The following is a 17943-nucleotide window of genomic DNA, read 5'->3' as shown; positions in this document are numbered from 1 at the left end:
TAACACGAAGCTCAAGCGAACAAAGTACAGTTGCCTGAGCTTCGATCCTGACATATTTTGTCTAGCTATTCTGTGCCGCTAAACTAGGCGCTATTTCTTGATTTGACTCTATAAAGTAGGCAAGTTCAGATTGAAACGAACATCGTTGATAAACAGATCTCACATTCCATTTTTAGCTCATTTAATCAATCCGTTATCGATAATAACATGACCCATTGAATCTCAAGTCGATGTCAAATAGTGTGATTTTTATTAAATAAACAGGCTGAGAATAGAAAATTCCAACAGTCTCCTCATAAGATTAGGGTGAAAATGTACATAGGTGAAGTGGCTAAAATAACAGGGCTTTCAATTAAAGCTATTCGTGTGTACGAGGAAAAGGGCTTGATCATGCCACCACCAAGAAAAGGAAAATATCGAGTCTATAGTGAGTCACATCTCGATATTCTAAACCTGATTAAAGAGGCAAAATTACTAGGCGTCACCTTATCTCAGCTAAAAAGTGGAATTGTCTATAAAAATGGTGATGTTGACTGGTCGGGTGTTGGAAAATTTCTATTAGAGTTTAAACAGCAATTATTACTCAAAATTGATGACTTAAATATGAAAGTGTCAAGAGTCGAAAAGTGTTTGTTAACGATAGATTTTTGTCCATTAAGTGTTGACTCTCCCCTTAAGGGCAGAGATTAGAATAGTTGTCAGACTCACAAAATAGGAGATGAGTAAGATGACAAAGAAAATAGTTGTTCTAAACGGAAACCCTAAATCCAGTAGCTATTGCCAACATTTAGGTGACCGATACGAAATTAACGCAAGTGAACATTTTGATATTAGACGTTTCAATTTATCAAATATGGAATTCAACCCAAGCCTTGATTGTGGATACGATGCGAGGCAAGAGTTAGAGCCTTGTTTAGCCGATTTTCAAAAAGCAATATTATGGGCTGACCATATCGTTATTATCACGCCCATTTGGTGGGGTGGTCTACCAGCAAAACTAAAAGGTTTATTTGATAGAACATTTTTACCTGTTTTTTCATTCAAATATGAGGGCAATAATCCTTTACCATTGCCGTTATTGAAAGGGAAAACGTCTAGAATTATAGTGACAATGGATGCACCATCGGACTATGCAGAGGAGCAAGCTGCGCCAGCTCTCGCACAGTTGGATCTTTATACGTTGCAGTTTTGTGGCGTTGAAAAAGCAGAAATTACTCTTTTTGGCTCAATTATAGCGTCGAATGCTGAAGACAAATTGCATTGGGAAAAGACCGTTCAGGAAATTGCTAATAAAGGCCAATAGCTTAATTAATGTAGACTTGAGGACTGTAGAGTCCCTTTAAAAAGAACATTTCCATGTTCTTTTTTTATTGTTTTTAGCTCGTGCATTTATTCTACCAATGTAAATCCATTCCAGCTGATTTTCGATAGCAAAGCGTCCCATGGGGACATCATTCCGTTGAGGCTTCACTAAGGCCTTTGGGATATAAGGTGAAATAAATAACTCAGCCCTCCACAGATTCCCATCGTCACGAGTAATGAGCTCGCGGAACCATCAAATATCAAGCTGGTTATGGCGCTGACAATGCCACCCACAATAAACTGAGTTGAAACAAGCAGTCCTGCCATGGTGCCTGCTCTTGATGGCTTTAAGTCAAACAAACACGCCAAGCTATTGGCACCTATAGCACCTGTTACACTAATGTACAACATGGTTACGGCTATAAAGAGTGACACGTTTTTTGGGAAAAAGAGGGCGACGATAAAAATCATTAAGGCTGCGGTTAACGAGGTAGTGGATGTCACACGTAATGCTTTATAGACAGTAAACTTGCTCACTAACCCTTTGTTGATAAAGGTCGCGGCAATCACCATGGCGATATTAGAGGAAAACACCACCGCGTAAGCGGTTTCAGAAAAGCCAAAAAAATTAATGTAGACGAAAGCCGAAGCAGCGATGAAGGCAAACATACCACCAAAAGAAAAACCGTTTGCGAGTAAGTAGAAGGTGATTTTTTTGTTGCTCAGACACTCGCCATAAACGGCCAAGTAACCACGAATACTTGTTTTAGTAGTGAAGTTTATTTTCGGTTCTTGGATAATAAAAAAGATACCGATCAAGGCCAGAAAAGAAAGCGCCGAGAGAAAATAGAAAATCCAACGCCAATCCAGCCAAGTGACAATATAGGCCCCTAAAATAGGCGACATCAGCATCACACCCATGGAGATGATATGCATATTGGAAAGAATTCCTGCGGCTTTATCGAGAGGAAATAAATCTCGGACTAAAGCACGTCCAAGTACCCCTGCGGCGGCGGCACCCAGTGCTTGCAGAAAGCGTAATAGAATTAAGGTGTCGCCATCATTAACTAAGGCACAACCAATGCTACTGATGGCGTAGGAGGCGGTGCCGATGAGCAGTAATTTTTTGCGCCCCATCAAGTCGGACATGGGACCAAAGAGCAACATGCCTATCGCCATGCCAAACAAGAATGTTGTAATAGTGTATTGAATCGTGACCTGTGAACTGCCCAGATCATTGGCAATAGTAGGCAGGCTGGGTAAGTACATGTCGATGGACAGTGGCCCAAAAGACACCAAATAGCCGAGCAGAGGGATCATCCATTTAGAAAGTGGCTGAGTATTGGAGTGCGTCATAGCGAATCTCTGATAATCTATTTGGCAAAGCTAAAAGCTGATAACATTTGCGGTTATCGACTTTTACAGTGGCGAAAACGGCTTATTTTGGTGTTCTAAGTACCATCAGCTTTAGTTCGGTCATATCTTCAATGGCAAAGCGCACACCTTCACGGCCTAAGCCACTGTCTTTCACACCGCCATAAGGCATGTGATCAACGCGCCAAGAAGGTACATCGCCAATCACAACACCGCCCACTTCCAGTACTTCCCATGCTTTGTAAGCCTTGTAAATATCCTTAGTGAAAATGCCCGCTTGTAAACCAAAGTCCGAGTTATTGACTTCTTCCAGTGCAGCGTCGAAGTCAGAGAATTTAGATAAAATGGCCACAGGGCCAAAGGCTTCTTGTGACGAAATAGACATCTCTGGTTTTACGTTTTCAATCAAAGTGGCTTCCAGCATCGCGCCTTTGCGGTGACCACCAGCCAAAACCGTTGCGCCACCATTACGTGCTTCTTCGATCCAACCGTGTAAACGAGCGGCTTCTTTTTCAGAAATCATTGGCCCGATGAAGGTTGTCTCATTTAATGGGTCACCCATAACGAGGTTATTCACGGCGTTAATAAGGCGTGCTTTGGCATCGTCGTACAGAGATTCGTGCACAATAATACGCTGTACACTGATACAACTTTGTCCTGACTGATAATAAGCGCCGAAGATAATGCGTTGTACGGCATCGTCTAGGTCAGTGTCGTGATCGACGATACAAGCGGCGTTGCCACCAAGTTCTAATACCACCGGTTTTTTGCCTGCCTTGGCTTTTAAGGCCCAACCAACGTCAGGGGAACCTGTGAAACTCAACAGCTTTAAGCGCTCATCTGTGGTGAACAAGTCCGCGCCATCACGATGGCAAGGCAAGATAGAAAACGCACCTTCGGGTAAATCGGTTTCGGCAAGAATCTCCGCCACAATTAAAGCGCTCACTGGTGTCAGGCTGGCAGGCTTTAAAATAAACGGACAGCCCGCTGCAATGGCGGGGGCGATTTTATGAGCGGCCAAATTCAGTGGGAAATTAAACGGTGAAATGAACGAACATGGCCCGATAGGAACGCGTTTCCACATGCCTTGATAGTCTTCAGAACGAGGCGAAATATCCATTGGCATGACTTCACCATAGATTCGAGTCGCTTCTTCGGCCGCAATTTGGAAAGTATCAATAAGGCGCGTTACTTCACCGCGTGAGTCTTTGATTGGTTTGCCCGCTTCGATGCAAAGGGCGTAAGCCAGTTCTTCAAAGCGTTCTTTAAAGCGCGTGATGCAATGTTGTAAAATCGCCTGACGCTTATACGCCGGCAAAGCTTGCATGGCGTGTTTTGCCTTGTCCGCGGCGCCGATGGCTTTGTCTATGTCGGCCACACTCGCCATTGCCACATGGGTCGCGACTTGGTTGTTGTATTTATTGGTGACCGCTAGATCCTGATTGGCATAAACGGGTTTGTTAGCGAGGTAAAAAGGGTAGCTTGATTGCAACATGTTGATATTTCTCTTGTTATTTTGATGGAGAGAGTGAGCTTAATAGCTTCTCTATAGCGTGTTCTGCGCACTCTATGTCTTGTTGTTCCGTCGCGCCTGATACGCCAATGGCGCCGAGAATTTCGTCGTCTACGATGATAGGAAGGCCGCCACCTAAATAGGTGAAGTTATCCTCTTTTAACAGCGCGTTCATGGTATTGGGCTTGTGTTTGAGCTTTTCCTGCCAAGACAAGCTAGAGACTTTAAAGCTGGCTGAGGTGTAAGCTTTTTTACGAGCAATACCCAAAGCATGAAGCGGAGCGTTGTTCATACGGACAGCCGCTAATTCAACTCCCGCAGGGGTTAAAATGACTACGCCAATATTCGCAGATAAGGTGTTGGCATGGGCAATGGCTGCAAGACACATTTGTATCGCGGATTCATGACTGAGCTCTTTTTTTTGGCGAATCGCATTCAGCATCGTATTACCCTTGGTTATTTTGTTTTTTATATTCGCTGGGTGTCAGTCCTGTTTTAATCTGGAAGAAACGAGAAAAATAAGAAGGGTCCAAATACCCAAGCTCGTACGATAATTCGTTCAAACTTCGGTTAGCGTGAATAATGTGTCGTTTTGCTTCTAGAATGACGCGGCTATTAATAATGGTTTTAGGGGGGGCGCCAGAGACTTTTTTGCAGACATAATTTAAGCGACTTTCATTGATATCGAGTTGCTGACAATAAAAACAAATGGTTTTCTCTGCTTTATAGTTTTCCTCCACAAGGCGATTAAAGTGCTTATAAATTTCGACCTCATGGCGTGTGCTGCTATTGGCCTTTTCACCGGACTCAGACAATCTGAAAATGTTCAGTAGCAAGACTTTAATTAGGCCCAAAATAGCGTCATTTTTGTAGGTGAGCTCGCTGGCCCATTCGGATTTAATGATGTCAATCAGTGCCAATGTCGTTTTAAAAACTTTTTCTTTCTCTGGGTTCATGTCGCCAGAGGTAAGGCAGACTGGCAAAATCAAGAAACGGTTTTGTGTGTGACCGCCTAACTCTTCTGCTAGCGTATTCACAATAGAATGGTGCAGGGTCAGCACGTAACCGGGAGCATTCGCTTCGGTAAGAAACGCATGCGGCGTCGCTGGTGGTGTATAAAAAATGGCGGCCTCAGATGTTTTGTACTGGTTTTGATCAATGTTAAATTGAGTCTTGCCTGACAATACAAAATGAATTTGGCAAAAATCGGCGTGCATGTGCACTGGCATATCTCGGCCAAAGAAGTCGGCCATCGTACCAAGCCGATCAAAATGAATGTCCGCATCACGATATTTATTATCGTAATCTTGGCCTATTTGTAGGTTAGGAATCCATTCTTTAGTCATCATCAGTTCTCACTACGCAATAACAGAACTTAGTAGACGGAGCTACCACTTGGAGCATCACTGCTGCTTGTGTTTGCTTTGTATTTTTCCACAAGCGTCTTTGTACTCGTCATGAGTAGACCTGTATCGCTACCGACCGCGACGAAAAGCGCGCCTTGGGCAATGTAGCGTTTGGCTTGATCTTCAGCGGCCATTAAAATTCCTGATGCTTTGTTTTTAGCAACGATTTTAGCAATACAAGCTTCGATGACCGCGACCACTTCAGGGTGATTGGGTTGACCAATAAAACCCATTGAAGCACTTAGATCCGCCGGACCTATGAAAATACCGTCAACACCGTCGATGTCCAAAATATCGTCAAGTGCGCTGACACCAGCAAGCGTTTCAATTTGCACCAGTACACAAATTTCATCGTTGGCTGTTGTTAAATAATGGGGTGTGCGATTGAACTGAGAAGCACGCGCTAAAGCACTGCCGACACCCCGAATCCCCTGTGGAGGATAACGTGTGGCTTTGACAACTTGCTCAGCTTGTTCGGCGCTGTCGATCATTGGCGCCAAAACAGTTTGCACACCCAGATCAAGAATTTGCTTTAAGCTGACATGGTCTGCCCAAGCGGGACGCACAATCGGATGACTAGGGTAAGGCGCGATGGCTTGTAATTGACCAAGCATGGTTTGTAAGGTATTGGGTGCGTGTTCACCATCTATCAATAACCAATCAAACCCTGCCGATGCTATCAGCTCGGCTGTGTAGGGATTGGCAAGACCAAGCCATAAACCGATCTGTGTTTCACGGTTTTTAAGAGCCATCTTAAATTCATTTTTTGGCGCGCTCATCCGATGTTCCTCAGTCTTTTTTTGAAATTATGTTCTATCGGTTACTTAAATAATCACTTTTATTTAAAGAAATCCTGTTACTTAAAGTAGCAGGATACTGTCCCTAGTGGGCCATAATCGACAGTAAAGGTATCGCCTTTACGTGCTGGCGTTGGGCGAGTGAAAGAGCCACCGAGAATAATTTGTCCTGCTTCCAGTTCTACATTAAACGGCGCCAGTTTGTTGGCCAACCAGGCTACGCCATTCGCAGGATGATTGAGTACGCCAGCGGCGACGCCAGTTTCTTCAATGACGCCGTTACGCATCATAATGGCAGATACCCAACGTAAGTCCATTTCATCGATTTTAATAGGACGACCACCCAGAATGATCGCTGCGTTTGCCGCGTTGTCTGAAATTGTGTCGTAAACCAAACGTGGACGTTTGGTTTCTGGGTCGATGGATTGGCTACGAGCGTCAATCAGTTCTAACGCGGGAACCACGTAGTCTGTCGCGTTGTATACGTCGAACATGGTGCAGTTTGGGCCCTTTAGTGGCTTCTTCAGGATAAAAGCCAATTCGACTTCGATACGCGGCACGATGAATTTGTCCGTGTCGATCTCGCAACCATCGTGATACAGCATGTCATCAAGTAACGTGCCGTAATCGGGCTCGTCAATTTGCGAACTTTGCTGCATGGCGCGAGAGGTTAAGCCAATTTTGTGACCGATGATGCTACGACCTTCCGCCAGTTTGATCTTTAACCATTCGCTTTGAATTGCGTAGGCGTCGTCAATCTCAATGTCGGGATAATCCAAGGATATTTGACGAATTTGAACGCGTTTTTTTTCGGCCTGATGTAAGCGTTGAGCACATTGCTTAATGATGTCAGTGGATAACATGGTCAATTCCTTTTTTGTTTTTATTAGAGGCTGTTTAGATAATCTGTTTCGGAAATAATGGTGTTTTTTAGTCTGCCAACACCTTCCACTTCTACAATGACTTCATCCCCTGGGTACACATGGGCAAGGCCTTCTGGTGTGCCCGTGAAAATCATGTCGCCCGGTGTTAGTGTCATGATGTTGCTCAAGTAAGACACCAAATAAGGCACGTTGAAGATCAAGTCTTTGGTAGAGCCTTCTTGTTTCAACTCACCGTTAATGTAAGTGCGGATCGCAAGGTTATGAGGATCGGGTATTTCTGCCGCATCAATAATATAAGGGCCGATTGGCGTGCAGGTATCTCGACTTTTTACACGAAGGTTAGGGCGGTAATAGTTTTCGAGATAATCACGAATGGCATAGTCGTTGCCGACCGTGTAACCGCCCACGTAATCCATGGCGTCTTCTAGGGCGACGTTTTTCGCTTCTTTACCGATGACCACCACCAGTTCACATTCGTAATGCATGAAGTCGATGTTGTCTGGCTGGTAGGTTTTTTGATTATGACCAATCAAGGTATTGCTAGATTTTAGGAACACTAAAGGCTCGTCTGGCGCTTTAAAAGACAATTCGGCGGCGTGGTCTGCGTAGTTAATTGCCAGTACAAAGGCTTTTCCCTCACAAGGTGGTAACCAAGTAAAAGAACCTTCTTCCAATACAGTGCCTTTCTCAGTGACCACTTTTCCTTCATTGTTGATGGTTACGTTTAACGTTTCTTCATTGAATAAAATTCGTGCGCGTTTCATTGTCATAACTCCTATTCTGCTACCACTGGGTTTACTAAACGGCCGATTTTTTCAATCTCGACCATGACCACGTCACCTGTGTTTATTTCAAGACTTTCGGTGCGCAGTGGTGTGCCCGCGATGATCATGTCGCCGACCTCTAGGGTGATAAAACTACTGATATAGGCAATCACTTGCTCGATGCTATGAATCATCTGATTGGAGCTGGTTTCATGACAAAGCGTGTCATTGATGTAGGTTTTGATAGCCAGATTTTGTGGTGAATCTAGATCCGTTGCGTCCATTACCCAAGGCCCGATTGGGCAAAACGTATCACGACATTTGGCTTTTACAGCAGGGCGATAGAAAGACGTTTCCGCTAGGCTGACTTCATTGACGATGGTGTAACCTTGCACGTAATCAAGGGCGGTTTCTTCCGTCACTCGACACGCTTTTTTGCCAATCACAATGCCTAATGATGGCCCAGCAAAAACAGCACCCATGTCACTAGGAATGCGAATCGCGTCGCCATAACCAATGTGTGTGTTGTCGGTCTTTATATGTAATACCGGTGTTTTTGGCGGGCTAATGTGAGGCTTTTCATTAAATTGTTTTTCTAACGATTGGTAGAGAATTTTGTCATTTAACGCAACACCAATGACTGCACCGTTTACGGCAGGAAGAAGGCCACCTTCTAGCGCTACTTCAAATGGGGCTTTTGCTTGTAAATTGATCACTTGATCATTTTTTCTTGTTTTGTAATGGAGCATGGGATAATCGTCCTAATATGCTTAACATGTTAATTATATTTACTTAATCATCTCCTTGTGTCAACTCAAAAAATGTCCTTTGGTTGAAAAATAAACGGACAGAATAAAATACAGATTGAATGCAATAAATTGGTTTTCTTCTATTTTTGTGTCTTGACAATTTCCTCTATGAGGAATAATTTACTTAACATGTTAATAAGTTTCGCACCGCTTTATTTTCTTTAAAGTTCCTTTTAGAGGTACTAAAAGAGAAGGCGCAGAAGAAGACAATCGGCTTTGAAGAGGCAATAAAAATGATAAAAAATTTAATCAATGGCAAATGGGTTGAAAGTAAAGAGACCTTCCAAACGTTTAATCCAGCCACGGGTGAAATGTTGGCAGAAGTAGCGCATGCATCCGATGCTCAAGTGGCTGAAGCGGTTGCGGCAGCGAAAGCCGCGTTTCCTGCTTGGGCGAATATGCCGGTGGCAAAACGTTCAAGAATCATCACCAAGCTGGGTGATTTAATTGCCGATAACGTGGAAGCGCTGGCGCAAATGGAAACCGCTGATACGGGCTTGCCTTTGTATCAAACGCAAAATGCACTGGTGCCTCGAGCAGCAAATAATTTTTATTTCTTTGCTGAAATGGCGAAGCAAATGAACGGCCATACTTACCCTATGGACGATCAAATGTTGAATTACTCCTTGTATCAACCTACCGGTGTTTGTGCGCTTATTTCACCGTGGAACGTGCCGTTTATGACGGGGACTTGGAAGACGGCGCCTTGTTTGGCATTGGGTAATACGGCGGTGATGAAACAATCTGAGCTCTCTCCTTTGACGACCGATTTTCTTGGCAAGTTAGCCATGGAAGCAGGTATTCCAGCAGGCGTATTTAATATCGTTCATGGTTTTGGTGCGACCACAGGCAATGCCTTGATTACCAATCCTGATGTGGCGGCAATTTCGTTCACCGGTGGTACTTCTACTGGTAAGCATATTATCTCGACGGCTGGGTTGAAGAAATTTTCAATGGAGCTGGGCGGCAAATCCCCCGTGATGATTTTTGATGATTGTGACTATGATCGTGCGCTTGATGCCGCCGTATTCGGTATTTTTTCTATCAATGGCGAGCGCTGTACTGCTGGGTCTCGAATCTTTGTACAAGAGACCATTTACGATAAATTCTGCGCAGACTTTGCCGCTCGAGCCGACAAAATTGAAGTTGGTGATCCCACAGACATGAACACTAAAGTAGGTGCGTTGATTAGCCAGCAGCATTGGGACAAGGTTACTGGCTATATCAAAACAGGCATTGCAGAAGGCGCAACGCTGATTGCGGGTGGCCCAGAGAAACCAACGGCAGCGTTGCCAGATCACCTTAAAGGAGGGCACTTTATTCGTCCAACAGCATTCCGTGATGTGACCAACGACATGCGTATTGCTCGGGAAGAAATTTTCGGCCCTGTGGCGGTATTGATCCCATTTAAAGATGAGGAAGATGTTATCCGCATGGCCAATGACAACGACTATGGCTTGGCGTCTTACCTATGGACTCAAGATAACGGTAAGGTACATCGCATCGCTCGCCGTATTGAAGCCGGTATGATTTTTGTTAACAGTCAAAACGTTCGAGACCTACGTACGCCGTTTGGCGGCATGAAAGCCTCAGGCACCGGTCGCGAAGGCGGAACCTACAGTTACGAAATTTTCTGTGAGCCAAAAAACGTTTGCATCAGTATGGGAAGTCATCATATTCCTAAGTGGGGCGTTTGATTCCTAAACACGACGATTGCGCTCGTCAATACAGCGCTAAAAGTGTTCTCTTTAGAAATGATTTTTTGTTTTTTCTGTTTTGGAGAAATAAATGCCACATTTTATTATTGAATATTCAGCGAACCTGGATGATCGATTGGACTTTCAATCATTGTTTAAAGCGTTTCATGAATACGTGGTGTCAACGGGTGCGTTTCCATTAGGTGGTGTGCGTAGCCGTGCGATTCGCTGTGATGATTACCGTGTTGCCGATGGACGAGAAGATTTTTCGCTGCTTAATTTGACGTTAAAAATTGGTCATGGCCGCAGTATGGAATTGCGCCAAGAGGTGGCAGAAAAGGTGTTTGAAATACTCTGCGACTGGATGAAACCCATTACTGATACGAGTTATTGCCAAATATCATTTGAATTAACCGAACTGCACCCTGTTCTTAAATTTAATAAAAATAATATACATGCTCTATTTAAATAGAGCATGTCACGTTAAGAGGTTTTACCAATGGGTAAATTAGCATTAGCCGCAAAAATTACGCATGTACCTTCCATGTATCTTTCTGAATTGGATGGCCCACGCAAGGGGACTCGTCAGTCCGCCATTGATGGACATTATGAAATTGCTCGACGTTGTAAAGCGTTAAACGTTGATACCATCATTGTCTTTGACACGCATTGGTTAGTTAATGCGAATTATCATATTAACTGTGCGCCGCATTTTAAAGGCACTTACACCAGTAATGAGTTACCGCATTTTATTAAGAACATGCCCTATGAAGTTCACGGTAATCCTGAGTTGGGTAAAATTATAGCCAAAGTGTGTAATGAGCAGGGCGTAGAAACCTTAGCCCATGACGATACGACTCTGGCTCCTGAGTATGGCACGCTTGTGCCCATGCGCTACATGAATCCCGATCTGCATTTTAAGGTGATTTCGGTATCTGCTTTATTAACAGTGCATTATTTAAATGATTCAGCCAGATTTGGTTGGGCATTACGAGAAGCGATAGAGAACGAATACGAGGGTAATGTGGCTATTTTGGCCAGTGGGTCTTTATCGCATCGTTTTGCTCAAAATGGCAGTGCGCCAGATTTTGCTCATAAAATCTGGAGCCCTTTTTTAGAGTCTCTCGATCATTCTGTTGTAAAGATGTGGGAAAACGCAGAGTGGAAAACCTTCTGTGAAATGTTGCCTGAATACGCAGCAAAAGGTCACGGAGAAGGTTTTATGCACGATACGGCTATGCTGTTAGGCGCACTCGGCTGGTCGGACTATGACCAGAAAGTTGAAGTATTAACGCCTTATTTTGGCGCTTCAGGCACAGGTCAGATTAATGCTATTTTTCCAGTCTCTCCACAAACGGGTGAGGCGGTTCCTGGCCCGCAGGCGTCAGTCGAAAACGGTTCACTTGTCTACGGAAAAAGTCGTTTGTAATCATATTGTGAGTGCTTATAAGAGTGATCAATGATATCGCTTTTATCGTGATTTTTAAGGGAGAACTACATGCAAAAAACACCGAAACTAAAGCACTTTGCTACCTTAAACGTGGCGGTAGGCTTACCACAAGAAATCGGTGTTTCTTTGCATGGCGAGCGTCGCGTTATTCCTATTCTAGGTGGTACTGCGCAGGGTGAGGGATGGAAAGGTAACATTCTCAGTGGCGGTGCAGACTATCAATTGATATTGACACCACGAATGACGCACCTTGATGCTCACTATGTCATTGAATTGGAAAGTGAGCTGGATAATGGTGAACGTATTTATATCCATAATAAGGCGATTCGCGTGGCCTCTGCAGAAGTGACAAAGAAGCTTAAGATTGGCGAGGCTGTTGACCCAGAGCTTATTTACTTTCGTTGTCATCCTACCTTTGAAACCAGTTCGTCTGCTATGCAATGGATAACAGAACGTGTCTTTGTAGGCACAGGTGTGCGTCGTCCAGATTCGGTCGAATTGCAATTTTTTGAAATTTTATAACGGATTTAATTGTTGCCTATTTGATTGTTTTTTATTCAAAGACGGTGTTATTTTAATTTAGTTAACATGATAACTAAATTAAAATAATAATTAGAGTATTAACTAGGAGTTTCCATGCAATTAAGTGGATGGATAGACAAGCATTACCCTGAACCCAATATCTACCGATGGATTGGTTTGGTACTAGAAGGGATTTCTGCAGCGGTGTTGTTATTACTTGTACTACTGACTTGTTTTGATGTGATTGGACGGTATTTTTTCAATAATTCTATTGATGGTGCTGTTGAAATAACGCAACTGGGCTTGGCAGTGATGGTATTTGCACAAATGCCAGTAATGACCTGGCGTGGCGGTCATGTTGTGGTGGACTTGCTTGACTCTGTGTTAGGAAAGCGAGTGATTAAAGTGCTTGGTATTTTTTCTGTTTTCATTATATCTACCTCGTTTTATTTCTTAGCGATTCGTATTTATCAGTTAGCCGAACGTTCCCTTCGTCGCGGAGAAGTGACTGAGTATCTTGGGTTGCCTGCAGGGTATATTGCTGAATATATTGCCTTTATGAGCTGGCTGACGGCTGCATGTATGCTCACTTACGGCGCTTATCGAGTCCTCACAAATAAAAATGATCTTTCATCGCAGGTTGGAGAATAGTGTGTCCGTAGTATTTCTCGCTTTTATTGTCCTTTTATTCTTGATTTTAGTTCTGCGTATGCCAATTGCTTTTGCAATGGGTGTGGTGGGTTTTTTTGGTTTTGCTATTTTGCAGGGATTGGGATTCGATAATCTATTTTCTTTCCGTTGGACGGCGTCACTTACGCTGGCGTCAAATCGCGTCATTGAAACCGTGCAAGAGTACAGTTTGTCCGTTGTTCCTTTGTTTATTCTAATGGGGAATGTTGTTACTCGTTCTGGCTTATCTCAAGAATTGTATAACGCATCTTATGCTTTTTTAGGTCACCGTAAAGGTGGCTTGGCTATGTCTACGGTATTGGCTTGCGGTGGGTTTTCAGCCATTTGTGGTTCTAGTTTGGCGACCTCTGCGACCATGGCCAAAGTGGCCATGCCTCCTATGCGAAAGTTCGGTTACTCAGATGGACTGGCGACAGCGTCAATAGCGGCAGGCGGCACCTTAGGCATCTTGATTCCGCCGAGTGTGATTTTAGTTATTTATGGACTGTTAACAGAGTCCAGTATTCGTGAATTGTTTGCTGCAGGTTTTATTCCAGGGATTTTGGGGATAATACTCTATATGGGAGCGGTACGTTACGTTGTTTGGCGAGACCCTTCGGCAGGTCCTGCTGGAGAGCGTATGACATTCAAAGAACGTATGATTGCGCTAAGAGGAATCTGGGGTGTTTTATTACTCTTTACGATAGTAATGGGTGGGATTTATCTAGGTGTGTTCACACCAACAGAGGCGGCAGGCATTGGTGCTGGTGGCGCGTTGGTTATCGGCTTTGCTCGCCGTAGTCTAAGCTTTCTTGCAGTCTATGAAACATTAATTGATACCGTTAGAACGTCTGCGATGTTGTTCAGTGTCGTCATCGGCGCGCTCGTCTTTTCAGATTTTATCAATCGCGCCGGTTTGCCCGATGCTTTGTTGAATTTTGTTACGGCATTAGAGCTTAGCCCAATGGTGGTGATTCTTGTCATTCTTGGCATTTACATTGTGCTCGGAATGGTTTTTGAAAGTCTTTCTATGTTGCTTTTAACCGTACCTGTTTTCTATCCATTGGTATCCAGCCTAGGGTTTGACCTTGTCTGGTTTGGCATTGTGGTGGTCGTGGTCACAGAGATTAGTTTGATAACGCCACCGGTGGGAATGAATGTATTTGTGCTTAGTGCGGTGCTTAAAGACGTCAAAGCCGCCACTATTTTTAAAGGCGTCACACCGTTCTGGTGTGTCGATATTATTCGACTTTTGATCATCGTTTTCGTTTTCCAAGTGTCGATGTTTTTGCCTGAGTTACTGTATCGATAATGTCTGTTTTTAGAAAAAATCGCCATTACGTCTTGAGTGGTGACGAAAAATATAATTCATAACCAATAGGAATAATAAAAATGATGAATTTTAAAAAGAGCCTACTTTGTGTTACCGCAGGCGCTGTGCTTTCTCTTTCCGCCACGGCCGCTGAAACGACGTTACGTGTGGCGACTTGGTTACCACCGACTAACCCACAAAATGAGACGGTTTGGCCGATATGGGCAAAATGGGTAGAAGAAGCAACCGAGGGTCGAGTTGAGATTATTGTTGAGAACTACACAGGACACCCGAAGACGATTTTTGATGCAGTAGAAGATGGCGTGTATGACGTCGGCTTTAGTGTGAATGCTTACCTTCCTGGTCGCTTCTCTCTCACCAGTGTGGCTGAAATTCCTGGTGAAATTACAGACGCCGAAACCGGTTCAGTGGCATTATGGAGAACATACAAAAATTATTTTGAATCCGCTGATGAGTACAATGGTTTGCAGTTATTGGCTTTGTTCGTTCATGGCCCGGGGCAACTTCATACCAAATTCCCCGTTAATTCTCTGGATGATTTAAAAGGCAAAAAAATGCGTGTTGGCGGTGGTTTGATCAATGATATTGCCGAACGTTTAGAAGTAACGCCTGTTTCTGCACCCGCTCCTAAGTCTTATGAAATGATGCAACAGGGCGTTGTTGACGGTACTTTCTTACCAGTACAGGAACAAAAATTCTTCCGTTTGAGTGAAATAAGCTCTGATTTAACGTTGTTTCCTAGGGGGTTATACACAACGGCGTTTAGCGTGGTTATGAACATTGACGCATTTGAAGATCTGAGTAAAAAAGACCAAGACGCTATCATGAGAGTCTCCGGCGAGAAACTATCAAGACTGGCTGGCGCGGCTTGGGGTAAAGCGGACGAAAATGGTATATTGGAGGCCAAATCTAATGGCGTCAATGTGGTGTTCCTAACTGAGGATGATCAACGAGTAAAAGATCTTAATAAGTTAACAAAAGGCATTGATCAGCTTTGGATTGATTCTGTCAAAAATCGCGATGTGGATGCAAAAGCCGGTTTGGCGGCATTCCGTAAATACGTGAATGAGATTAATAGCGAAAAATAACGTTATGTTGCTCTGATTTAGGGCGCTTGTTGACAGACTAAAACGCCCGATGGTATTCATCGGGCGTTTTTTTTAAGACGTTTTGATTTATTACTGATCGTATAAACCTTTTGTTTTTGCAAATAACCTGGTTAAGCCAAATAAAGACTCGATGTTAGGTGTGCTTATTTCAAGTCTTTGTGCGAGTTCATAAACGATGCCTAGAATAGAGTCTAGTTCTATGGCACGACCGTTTTCAACATCCTGTAACATGGAGGTTTTAAACGCTCCTAGCTTTTCTGTACCTTCGTGTCGGCTTTCTGGGTCTTCATTGATCTGACAGCCAATCTGCTCGCCTAGGATAGCGGCTTCATTCATAACGGCAGAGCAATACTTTCGAACGAGAGGGTCTTGAAGAATTTTATCCGCTGTGGCGCCTGTTATTGCACTGATTGGATTTGTTGTCATGTTACCCCACAATTTAAACCAAATTTCAGAGCGAATATTCTCTGAATGGTTACAGTCAAAACCGACTTCAGTAAGCATGTCTGCGAGCATTTGAGCTCTAACGGATGTGCCTCCTTCTGGCTCCCCAATCAGCAGACGATTCCCTGCTTTATGTTGAATAAAACCAGGTTTGGTACGGGTGGCGGCGGCATGGACAACTAAGCCAATAATATTTTTGTAGGGAACGGCTAGATGATGAGCGCCTTTGGGGTTTACTGATTGGAAGGGGAGGTTAGATTGCTCTTCAATATCTCGGAAAAACCACCAAGGAATGCCATTCATAGCTGAAACAATCAGTGTGTTTTCACCAATAAGAGGGGCTAAAGTTGGTAAAACTTGCACTAGAGCCGGCGTTTTTAAAGCGATGAAGACAATGTCTTGAAGGCCTAAATCGACAGCAGATTCTGCAGCAACACAAGGTCGTTGAATGATTTCTCCGTCTTGCTCTAATCGCCATCCATGTTCGTTAAGCGCGCGTAGGCTTTCCCCGCGAGCTAATGCATTAACAGTAAAGTGACTGTTTGTTGCAAGGCGTGCACCAATAAATCCGCCGATAGCGCCAACGCCTACGATACATATTTTCATTTTTTTTCCTTTTTTATCTATGTATTGTCTATGTTTATCAACATGTTAAAAAAAGCGTGGAGGGAGCAAAACACTAAAAAATATGGTGGTGCTTATAGTTTTTTATGGAGGACCTAGCTTTGGAGCGAATTGGTGCGTATTTAGATAGAAATACTTGATGGTCTATACCGTGCGACTTGATGTATTAGAATGTTTATTAACATGTTAAATAAATGACTGGCTATAAAAAACTAAAATGATTATGGTGAAGCTCTATATTTTTTATGTAGCTATTTGATTATGAATACTAAGCAGTTACGGTTTTTTCTTAAAACCGCGGAGATTAATAGTATCGCGGCCGCGGCACGGGCGTTAGATGTGGCTCAACCAAGTATTACGCTGCAGATTGAAAATTTAGAGCATGAGCTTGGCGCGAAATTGTTTGATCGCAGCTTTCGTGGTGTGGTGTTGACAGAAAGCGGATTGATTTTTAAAGCGCATGCGGAGTCTATTATTCGCCAAGTCGAACAGGCAAAGTTCGATGTCCATCAATTCGAAAGAGAGCCTGCCGGTCAGTTGTCTATAGGCATGACTCAACCGATAGGGAATATTATTTCTGTTCCCTTATTGGCTTTGGTTGAGCAGAACTATCCTCAGATTAAGTTAGAACTCTATACAGGATTGTCTTATAGCTTGTCTAATCAGCTATTGGCAGGAGAAATAGATGTGGCTATATCGTCACCGGATGGCAGTGACTTAAGCCAAATACGTCAAGAAAAACTGTTTCGAGAAAAACTGTTTATTTCCATGGGCTGTGATCCGAAAGTGCCATCACATAAAGCGCTAAGAGCGAAGTCAACGATTACTTTTGCCGAGTTGGCGAACCACGAAGTAATTGTGACAGGGGAGCGGGATTCATTAGGTTATATCTTGCGTCAGTATGAAGAAAAGACAGGGATCAGGGTGCCTCACAAACCTGCTTTCGGGCAATTGATGACGACGCTGCGTTATGTAATGGATGGTTATGGTATTTTATTGTCTCCCACTTCAGCTTTTTATCATTTACAAAAGACGGATCAGATCCATGCTCTGGAGATCGTGGAACCGACGTTATGGCGAGATGTATACATATCAACTTCCGCTAACCGTCCTGAAACAGCGATGTTAAGAGCGGTTGTTCCGCTGATTCATCAAGTAACTCAGCAAGAGTGTGAGTCTGGTCGGTGGCAGGGTGATATTTTTGATCCTACCGCGTAGGCTTACGGTGGTGTTGCTGGAATGGGAG

19 protein-coding genes are annotated in these 17943 nt (G+C 43.6%); 10 read left to right on the top strand and 9 right to left on the bottom strand.

The genetic code is table 11. The features are described from left to right. Positions 1-312: 312 nt before the first annotated feature. Together MP3633_RS15155 and MP3633_RS15150 are read left to right on the top strand one after the other, a co-directional pair. Positions 313-690: a MerR family transcriptional regulator gene (locus tag MP3633_RS15155; protein WP_176336154.1), complete on the top strand. Its 378-nt coding sequence runs from the start codon at positions 313-315 to the stop codon at positions 688-690. A 37-nt stretch (positions 691-727) separates the two neighbouring features. Then, positions 728-1303 carry an NAD(P)H-dependent oxidoreductase gene (locus MP3633_RS15150; RefSeq protein ID WP_176336153.1) on the top strand — a complete coding sequence of 192 codons (576 nt, stop codon included), beginning with the start codon at positions 728-730 and terminating at the stop codon, positions 1301-1303. 167 nt (positions 1304-1470) lie between these two features. Here the strand turns inward: MP3633_RS15150 and MP3633_RS15145 are convergent, their stop codons facing one another. From MP3633_RS15145 to MP3633_RS15110, 8 genes are all read right to left on the bottom strand, one after another. Beyond that, complete coding sequence (locus tag MP3633_RS15145; RefSeq protein ID WP_176336152.1) at positions 1471-2658, bottom strand: multidrug effflux MFS transporter; 1188 nt, start codon at positions 2656-2658, stop codon at positions 1471-1473. A gap of 82 nt (positions 2659-2740) precedes the next feature. Continuing rightward, entirely contained in the window at positions 2741-4171 is a 1431-nt protein-coding gene (locus MP3633_RS15140; RefSeq protein ID WP_176336151.1) for an aldehyde dehydrogenase family protein, read from the bottom strand. A gap of 16 nt (positions 4172-4187) precedes the next feature. Further along, positions 4188-4631 (bottom strand): GlcG/HbpS family heme-binding protein, encoded by a 444-nt coding sequence (locus tag MP3633_RS15135; protein WP_176336150.1) that lies wholly within the window; start codon positions 4629-4631, stop codon positions 4188-4190. A 4-nt stretch (positions 4632-4635) separates the two neighbouring features. Beyond that, entirely contained in the window at positions 4636-5538 is a 903-nt protein-coding gene (gene hpaA / locus MP3633_RS15130; protein WP_176336149.1) for a 4-hydroxyphenylacetate catabolism regulatory protein HpaA, read from the bottom strand. Between the two features lie 26 nt (positions 5539-5564). Next, positions 5565-6374, bottom strand: a complete 810-nt coding sequence (gene hpaI / locus MP3633_RS15125; RefSeq protein WP_176336148.1) for a 4-hydroxy-2-oxoheptanedioate aldolase — start codon at positions 6372-6374, stop codon at positions 5565-5567. Positions 6375-6451: 77 nt separating this feature from the next. Further along, positions 6452-7255, bottom strand: a complete 804-nt coding sequence (gene hpaH, locus MP3633_RS15120; protein WP_176336147.1) for a 2-oxo-hept-4-ene-1,7-dioate hydratase — start codon at positions 7253-7255, stop codon at positions 6452-6454. A 23-nt stretch (positions 7256-7278) separates the two neighbouring features. Then, positions 7279-8040, bottom strand: coding sequence for a fumarylacetoacetate hydrolase family protein (locus tag MP3633_RS15115; RefSeq protein ID WP_176336146.1), 762 nt, complete (start codon positions 8038-8040; stop codon positions 7279-7281). Positions 8041-8051: 11 nt separating this feature from the next. Then, a complete protein-coding gene (locus tag MP3633_RS15110; RefSeq protein WP_176336145.1) occupies positions 8052-8789 on the bottom strand; it encodes a fumarylacetoacetate hydrolase family protein in 738 nt (245 codons plus the stop codon). Positions 8790-9082: 293 nt separating this feature from the next. Between MP3633_RS15110 and hpaE the strand changes: the two genes are divergently transcribed. The 7 genes from hpaE to MP3633_RS15075 all read left to right on the top strand — a co-directional run bounded on the left by hpaE (position 9083) and on the right by MP3633_RS15075 (position 15608). Continuing rightward, a complete protein-coding gene (gene hpaE / locus MP3633_RS15105; protein WP_176336144.1) occupies positions 9083-10546 on the top strand; it encodes a 5-carboxymethyl-2-hydroxymuconate semialdehyde dehydrogenase in 1464 nt (487 codons plus the stop codon). A gap of 91 nt (positions 10547-10637) precedes the next feature. Then, positions 10638-11018 (top strand): 5-carboxymethyl-2-hydroxymuconate Delta-isomerase, encoded by a 381-nt coding sequence (locus MP3633_RS15100; protein ID WP_176336143.1) that lies wholly within the window; start codon positions 10638-10640, stop codon positions 11016-11018. A gap of 27 nt (positions 11019-11045) precedes the next feature. Beyond that, a complete protein-coding gene (hpaD, locus tag MP3633_RS15095) occupies positions 11046-11975 on the top strand; it encodes a 3,4-dihydroxyphenylacetate 2,3-dioxygenase (protein WP_176336142.1) in 930 nt (309 codons plus the stop codon). A gap of 69 nt (positions 11976-12044) precedes the next feature. Next, positions 12045-12518 carry a DUF3237 domain-containing protein gene (locus MP3633_RS15090; RefSeq protein ID WP_176336141.1) on the top strand — a complete coding sequence of 158 codons (474 nt, stop codon included), beginning with the start codon at positions 12045-12047 and terminating at the stop codon, positions 12516-12518. Between the two features lie 114 nt (positions 12519-12632). After that, a complete protein-coding gene (locus tag MP3633_RS15085; RefSeq protein WP_176336140.1) occupies positions 12633-13169 on the top strand; it encodes a TRAP transporter small permease in 537 nt (178 codons plus the stop codon). Position 13170: 1 nt separating this feature from the next. Continuing rightward, on the top strand, positions 13171-14499 hold the full coding sequence (locus tag MP3633_RS15080; protein WP_176336139.1) for a TRAP transporter large permease: 1329 nt from the start codon (positions 13171-13173) through the stop codon (positions 14497-14499). A gap of 80 nt (positions 14500-14579) precedes the next feature. Beyond that, positions 14580-15608, top strand: coding sequence for a TRAP transporter substrate-binding protein (locus MP3633_RS15075; protein WP_176336138.1), 1029 nt, complete (start codon positions 14580-14582; stop codon positions 15606-15608). 90 nt (positions 15609-15698) lie between these two features. On the opposite strand, the gene MP3633_RS15070 is transcribed toward MP3633_RS15075, so the two are convergent. Continuing rightward, positions 15699-16679 carry a 2-dehydropantoate 2-reductase gene (locus tag MP3633_RS15070; RefSeq protein ID WP_176336137.1) on the bottom strand — a complete coding sequence of 327 codons (981 nt, stop codon included), beginning with the start codon at positions 16677-16679 and terminating at the stop codon, positions 15699-15701. A gap of 279 nt (positions 16680-16958) precedes the next feature. On the opposite strand from MP3633_RS15070, the gene MP3633_RS15065 reads away from it, so the two are divergent. After that, on the top strand, positions 16959-17915 hold the full coding sequence (locus MP3633_RS15065; protein ID WP_176336136.1) for a LysR family transcriptional regulator: 957 nt from the start codon (positions 16959-16961) through the stop codon (positions 17913-17915). Positions 17916-17943: the final 28 nt, after the last annotated feature.

It is taken from the genome of Marinomonas primoryensis, assembly GCF_013372285.1.
GTDB lineage: Bacteria > Pseudomonadota > Gammaproteobacteria > Pseudomonadales > Marinomonadaceae > Marinomonas > Marinomonas primoryensis.
Note: the sequence above shows the minus strand (reverse complement) of the source record. Positions and strands in the feature narration are given on the sequence as shown.